The organism is Streptomyces sp. NPDC003032, from assembly GCF_053591415.1.
Genome location: NZ_JBSFTT010000098.1, coordinates 1 through 5,687, shown reverse-complemented (window position 1 = coordinate 5,687; position 5,687 = coordinate 1). Strand labels below are relative to the sequence as shown.

Sequence of the window (5,687 nt, the reverse complement as noted above, 5' to 3'; positions counted from 1 at the left end):
GTCTTCCTCCCGCGTCAGCATCCAGGCCCCCGAGCAGGCCGAACCAGCGCACGCAGGCTTTCCGGACCAACCGCCAGATACGACGACACACCGGGCAAGATCACACGATGGATGGGGAGATCAACAGAGCAGGTTTGCCCCAGCCCTTAGCAGCAAGTGGGGAGATTCAAGAAGCGCCATCAACCGGGTTCCCGGCCGAACGGCATCAGGAATCCGGGAACCCGTCGGCTACGCGCAGGGTGGAGTTCGACTGGGTGGTGCGGCTCGGTTGGATCCGCTCGCCGCAGTCGATCGAGGTCCGCTTCGGCACCTCGCGGGCCGGGGCCGTCGACGTCGCGCTCTACCGGTGCGCCAACGTCGACGCGCTGCCAGCCGCGCATTCCGAGGTCGACTGGGGGCAGCTGCGTGCGGTCGAGAAAGGCCGGCGCTCCCCGCTCGCGGCGCTGGCGAAGCAGGCCGCCGTGGCGTGACGCCGACGGGCCCCGTTCGCTGAACGGGTCTGCGGAGCAAGAGACAAGCCTCCGGGACCGGTTGAGCCCCGGAGGCTTCGTCGTCCCGGCGCCGCGCCGGAAGGGCCGCCCGCCGCGCTCCGCGGCCGTTGAGCGGCGCGGGCGCGGGTTATCCACAGGCCGGAACGCGATCAGCGGTTCCTTCGTACGCTGCTGCCCGAGTCGATCACACGAGGGGGGTGCGGGATGCGGTACGGCGTAGTGGTGGAGGAGCTCGCGGTGGAGGTCATGGCGCAGTGGCCGGACGACCGGGCACGGCGGGAAGTGATGGCGCTTGTGGAGGTCGCGCGGATGGATCCGAGGGCGTGGCCGATGTCCGCGATCCGGGCTCGGTGGAGGAGATCCGGGAGGTGTTCGGACGGCGCTGCTGGATCCAGTACCTGCCGCACGCCGGTGCGATCGAGGTCCGTGACATCGGGTGGGCGGGCTGATTCGTCAGCGGCGGCGGAGTTCCTCGGACCAGTGCCGGAGTTGGTCTTCGAGGGTGAGGTTGTCGCCGCGGGCCACGGTCTGGAGCAGCTGGGCGCACACGGTCGCTTCGGCGGCGAAACCGCTCGCACCCGGCCCCTCAACCCCTACGCCGAAACCGCCCTCAAGCACGCCCGCGCCTACGCCGACATCCACCACACCCTGGCCGTGGCCTACTCCACCGTCCACGACGGCTTTCCCCTGGGCCGCTGGCTCAACGACCAACGCCAACAAGCCCGGCGCGACACCACCCCCAGCGCCCGCCACCAGGCCCTGACCGCGATCGACCCCTGGTGGAACCCGCCCTGGGATTTGGCCTGGCAACGCACCTACACCCGCGCCCGCACCACACAAACCTGCCCCGGCGGCCCGCCGGCCGACGCACGCGCCTGGATCAGAGCACAACACACCGCCTGGAACCATCTACGTCCCGAGCAGCAACAACTCCTGACAGACTCAGGGGTCGGGCAGCGGCCCGGCCCCTGGCGCGTTCGTGGCAGGTCAACCGATCCCCGCTGCCAAACTTGCCCTCATACGGCAACCGCTGTGACCACATCTCAAACACGCCCTAACGTCGCTCGCCCTGTGCTGTGATGATCGCGGTGTGGGGCGAGGGGATCTTTCTGATGGTCAGTGGGCTGTGCTGGAGCCGCTGCTGCCGGTCGCGGTGTTGGGGCGGCCGCCGTTGAGCCAACGCAGGCTGATCGACGGGATTCGGTGGCGGGTGCGGACTGGTGCTCCGTGGCGGGATCTTCCGTCAGAGTACGGGCCGTGGCAGACGGTCTATGGGCTCTTCCGCCGCTGGCAGCGTGACGGCACCTGGCCCGAGCTGCTGACCCGGCTGCAGGCCCGCGCGGATGAGGCAGGGCTGATCACGTGGGAGGCCAACGTCGACTCCACGATCTGCCGTGCCCATCAGCACGCTGCGGGTGCCCGCCGCGACGGAAAGGCCCAGAAGGAAGCCCCCGGCGGAACCCGCACCGAGCCGGAAGACCACGGACTGGGCCGGTCCCGCGGCGGTTTCACAACCAAGATCCATCTAGCCTGTGAGCAAGGTCATCGACCACTGTCGTTGTTGGTCACCGCAGGTCAGCGTGGTGACAGCCCTCAGTTCACCGCCGTGCTGGAAGGTATCCGGGTCCCGCGCACCGGAGTGGGCCGTCCTCGTGTCCGCCCGCTGCGGGTGCGGGGCGACAAGGCGTACTCCTCCCGCGCCAACCGGGCCTACCTGCGAAAACGGGGAATCGGCTGCACGATCCCGGAGCCTGCCGACCAGGTCGCGCACCGCAAACGGCTGGGGAAGGCCGGCGGACGGCCTCCGGCCTTTGATCGCGAGGACTACAAGGCCCGGCACGCGGTCGAGTGCGGGATCAACCGGCTCAAGCGCAACCGGGCGGTGGCCACCAGGTTCGACAAGCTCGCGGTCCGATTCGAAGCAACCGTTCTCGTCGCTGCGATCTACGAGTGGCTTTGACCTGTCGAAGGTGAGGTTCCCACGCATCACTGCGGCCGCGGCCAGGTCGACGAACCGACCGGAGTTGTTCGCCTTGGCACCGCCCTGGTCTGGCGCCGGACAGCGGCCAAGCCGCAGTGCGGGTGCCAATGAGCCGGTGTTGCTAGCGGGAGTGATCGGCAGGCGAGGCAGCGGCTTCCGTCGCGTGATCCGCGGCCAGGGCCGTTTGGAGCGTGGCGTGCAGGTCGTCGAAGAATGCCTCGATCTGCTGGCGAAGTGCGGGCGGGTACCGGTCGGTCATCTGCTGGATGACCGCGTTGGCAGGGGCGAAGGAGTCCTCGGCGCGGCGTTTGGAGGCGTCGGTAGCGCGCAGGGTGACGACCCGCTGGTCGTCGTGTTCACGGCCGCGGTGGATGTGCCCGCCCTTCTCCAGCCGGTTGAGCAGGGCCGAGGTGGCGGCCGGTGACAGACGGAGCCGGTCGCTGAGCTGGGTGGCGGTCAGCGGCTGGTTCTGCCGGTCGTGCAGGGCGATCTCGTAGAGCGCGTAGGCGTCGGTGGGATGCAGGCCCATCCGGTCGGCGTGCTGGCGGCGCAGGTCGGTCCAGTCGCGGTCGTGAGCGCGGAGCCGGCTCATCAGCCAGCCCCCCTGCCACGGTTCTGCCCCCCAGGGGTTGCCGGGGGGCGGCTGCGCGCCGGGGACGGTCCCGGGCGGTGGCTGATCAGGCACCGATACTCCTGGCATGTCGGCGGAACTGCGGAGAGGCCACCTTAACCCGATTTTGTTTCCACGATGGAAATACCTTAGGTTTACTTCCATCGTGGAAGTAAGTTCGAGGAGAGGATGAAGGCCCGATGTCCGGCACAGAAGTCCCGGTAGACCCCCGGCGCTGGAAGGCACTGGTGGTCATCTGCCTCGCGCAGCTGATGATCGTGCTGGACAGCACGATCTTGAACATCGCACTGCCGTCCGCCCAGCGGGAGCTCGGCTTCGGCGACAGCAGCAGGCAGTGGACGATCACCGCATACGCCCTCACCTTCGGCGGGCTCCTGCTGCTGGGCGGACGCATCGGCGACCGCTGGGGCCGCAGGCCCGTCTTCATCACCGCCGCTGCGGGATTCGCCGCCGCCTCCGCCCTCGGCGGCCTCGCGGTCAACACGGGGATGCTGCTCGGCGCCCGCGCCCTGCAGGGTGTCTTCGCCGCACTGCTGGCCCCGGCCGTGCTGTCACTGATCGCGTTGACCTTCACCGAGACCCGCGAACGCGCGAAGGCGTTCGGTGTCATGGGCGCCATGGCCGGCAGCGGCGGGGCGATCGGTCTGCTGCTGGGCGGTCTGCTGACCCAGTACTGGGGCTGGCGCTGGACGCTGCTGGTCAACATCGCCTTCGCCGTCGTCGCAGTCGTGGGCGCGCTGGCCTACATCACCGACAGGTCCACCGCGACCGCGCGCGCCGCACGGCTCGACCTGCCCGGCGCGGTGCTGGCCACCGGCGGCCTGGCCGCGCTGGTCTTCGGCTTCACCCGGGCCGAGCAGAACGGCTGGAGCTCCGCCGGCGCGCTGGGGCTGTTCGCCCTGGCGCTGGTACTGCTGATCGTGTTCGTGCTGGTGGAGCAGCGGGTGAAGGCCCCTCTCCTTCCCCTGCGCGTGGTCCTGGACCGCAACCGCGGCGGCGCCTACCTCGCGATGCTGCTCTCAGTCGCGGGCATGTTCGCGATGTTCCTGTTCATCACGTTCTACCTGCAAGTCGTCAAGGGCTTCAGCCCGCTGCAGACCGGACTCGCGTTCCTGCCGATGTCAGTGGCGACAGTGGCCGGCTCCACCCAGATCGGCGCCCGCTTGGCCCCCCGCCTGCCCGCCCGCTCGCTGATGGCTCCCGCGCTCCTGGTCGCCGCCGCCGGAATGGCCGTGCTCGCCCAGATCACCCCCCACACCTCCTACGCGGCCGTGGTCCTGCCCGGCATGCTCCTGCTCGGCCTGGGTCTCGGTACCGCCTTCACCACTGTCTTCGGCCTGGTTAACGCAGGCGTTGACCCCCAGGACACCGGTGTCGCCTCCGCCCTGGTCAACACCAGCCAGCAGATCGGCGGCGCGATCGGCACCGCCCTGCTCAACACGATCGCCACCAGCTCCACCGCCTCCTACCTCAGCGGCCACCCCGGAGCCCGCACCGCAGGCATGGCGCACGGCTTCGCCACCGCCACCTGGGCCGGCGCCGCGATCCTCACCGCCTCCGCGCTCCTCGTCATGGCGCTCATCAACCACCGCCCCGCACCCGCCCCCGAGCCCGCGCGCACCCCCCAACCCACCCGCTGACCGCAAACCCTTCCAGGCGGCGGCAACCTGCCGCCCCTGCCCTCACCTACCAGGAGTCCCTTCATGACTACCCTCCAGCCGTCGACCGCCGCCCCCGCCCCGGCGCTGCGCGTCGCGGTGATCACCGGCAGCACCCGCGTGGGCCGGATCGGCCCCACCGTCACCAACTGGTACACCGACATTCTCCGTGCCCGCCCCGACATGGACCTCGACCTCATCGACCTGGCCACCACCGACCTGCCCGCCGTCATGGACTTCACCGTCCCCGACCCGCGAGTGACCGCGTTCGACGAACGCATCGAGCAGGCCGACGCGTTCGTGGTGGTGACCGGGGAGTACAACCGGAGCATCCCCGCCGCCCTCAAGAACGCCATCGACCTCGTTCCCGCCGCCTGGCGGGCCAAGCCCGCCGCGGCCGTCTCCTACGGTGGCATCTCCGGTGGCCTCCGCGCCGCCGAGCACCTCAGCCTGATCCTCGGCGAGCTCCACGCCCACACCATCCGCAACACGGTCAGCTTCCACAACATCCGCGAGTGCTTCGACGACAACGGCCGCCCGTTCGACACCGCCTGTGAAGCCGCAGCCAAGGGACAGCTCGACCAACTCGCCTGGTGGGCCACCGCACTCCGCGACGCCCGCACGACCAACCCCTACCAGGCTTAAAGAGCTGCGGGCCCGACCCCAAAGCCGGGCCCGCAGCCCCGCCTCCATCGGCTCATCGCGGCCCTTCCAGAAAGCAGCGGGGCGACTCAGTCCCGTGTAGTCATCCAGCCCTATACCCCGCCCGCCGATGATTCTGCTGGTTGCCCCCACCTCGCCCTGGCGATCCACCCCGCACAGAAGCGCATTCTAATACTGCAACGGTGCTTGTTCTGAGTGCTGGGCAGTTTTCAGGGGCTGTGTCCGCGTCGTTTGTAGTGACTCAGGCGGGCCTGATATTGGCG

At 69.6% G+C, this 5,687-nt stretch carries 8 protein-coding genes; 6 read left to right on the top strand and 2 right to left on the bottom strand.

What is annotated here, in order from left to right; translation table 11 throughout:
* Positions 1 to 107 precede the first annotated feature (107 nt).
* Together ACWDZ7_RS42500 and ACWDZ7_RS42495 are read left to right on the top strand one after the other, a co-directional pair.
* Entirely contained in the window at positions 108 to 470 is a 363-nt protein-coding gene (locus ACWDZ7_RS42500) for a hypothetical protein (RefSeq protein WP_451804280.1), read from the top strand.
* A gap of 344 nt (positions 471 to 814) precedes the next feature.
* The gene (locus ACWDZ7_RS42495; RefSeq protein ID WP_451804278.1) at positions 815 to 940 is read left to right on the top strand and encodes a hypothetical protein; all 126 of its coding nucleotides are present in this window, start codon (positions 815 to 817) and stop codon (positions 938 to 940) included.
* A 4-nt stretch (positions 941 to 944) separates the two neighbouring features.
* On the opposite strand, the gene ACWDZ7_RS42490 is transcribed toward ACWDZ7_RS42495, so the two are convergent.
* Positions 945 to 1,166 (bottom strand): hypothetical protein, encoded by a 222-nt coding sequence (locus ACWDZ7_RS42490; RefSeq protein ID WP_451804284.1) that lies wholly within the window; start codon positions 1,164 to 1,166, stop codon positions 945 to 947.
* Between ACWDZ7_RS42490 and ACWDZ7_RS42485 the strand changes: the two genes are divergently transcribed.
* Positions 1,146 to 1,571: a helicase associated domain-containing protein gene (locus ACWDZ7_RS42485; RefSeq protein ID WP_451804282.1), complete on the top strand. Its 426-nt coding sequence runs from the start codon at positions 1,146 to 1,148 to the stop codon at positions 1,569 to 1,571. The genes ACWDZ7_RS42490 and ACWDZ7_RS42485 overlap by 21 nt on opposite strands.
* A 10-nt stretch (positions 1,572 to 1,581) precedes the next feature.
* Entirely contained in the window at positions 1,582 to 2,451 is an 870-nt protein-coding gene (locus tag ACWDZ7_RS42480) for an IS5 family transposase (protein ID WP_451804276.1), read from the top strand.
* Between the two features lie 142 nt (positions 2,452 to 2,593).
* On the opposite strand, the gene ACWDZ7_RS42475 is transcribed toward ACWDZ7_RS42480, so the two are convergent.
* Positions 2,594 to 3,064, bottom strand: coding sequence for a MarR family winged helix-turn-helix transcriptional regulator (locus ACWDZ7_RS42475; protein WP_164551694.1), 471 nt, complete (start codon positions 3,062 to 3,064; stop codon positions 2,594 to 2,596).
* Positions 3,065 to 3,282: 218 nt separating this feature from the next.
* Between ACWDZ7_RS42475 and ACWDZ7_RS42470 the strand changes: the two genes are divergently transcribed.
* Both ACWDZ7_RS42470 and ACWDZ7_RS42465 read left to right on the top strand, forming a co-directional pair.
* Entirely contained in the window at positions 3,283 to 4,743 is a 1,461-nt protein-coding gene (locus ACWDZ7_RS42470; protein WP_451804273.1) for an MFS transporter, read from the top strand.
* Positions 4,744 to 4,806: 63 nt separating this feature from the next.
* Positions 4,807 to 5,406, top strand: coding sequence for an NADPH-dependent FMN reductase (locus ACWDZ7_RS42465; protein ID WP_125511448.1), 600 nt, complete (start codon positions 4,807 to 4,809; stop codon positions 5,404 to 5,406).
* The last annotated feature ends 281 nt before the right edge of the window (positions 5,407 to 5,687 follow it).

Bases quoted from the DNA above. Each gene is read 5' to 3' on its own strand.
- ACWDZ7_RS42500 (WP_451804280.1), top strand. From the start codon at position 108: ATGGATGGGGAGATCAACAGAGCAGGTTTGCCCCAGCCCTTAGCAGCA.
- ACWDZ7_RS42475 (WP_164551694.1), bottom strand. From the start codon at position 3,064: ATGAGCCGGCTCCGCGCTCACGACCGCGACTGGACCGACCTGCGCCGC.
- ACWDZ7_RS42470 (WP_451804273.1), top strand. From the start codon at position 3,283: ATGTCCGGCACAGAAGTCCCGGTAGACCCCCGGCGCTGGAAGGCACTG.
- ACWDZ7_RS42465 (WP_125511448.1), top strand. From the start codon at position 4,807: ATGACTACCCTCCAGCCGTCGACCGCCGCCCCCGCCCCGGCGCTGCGC.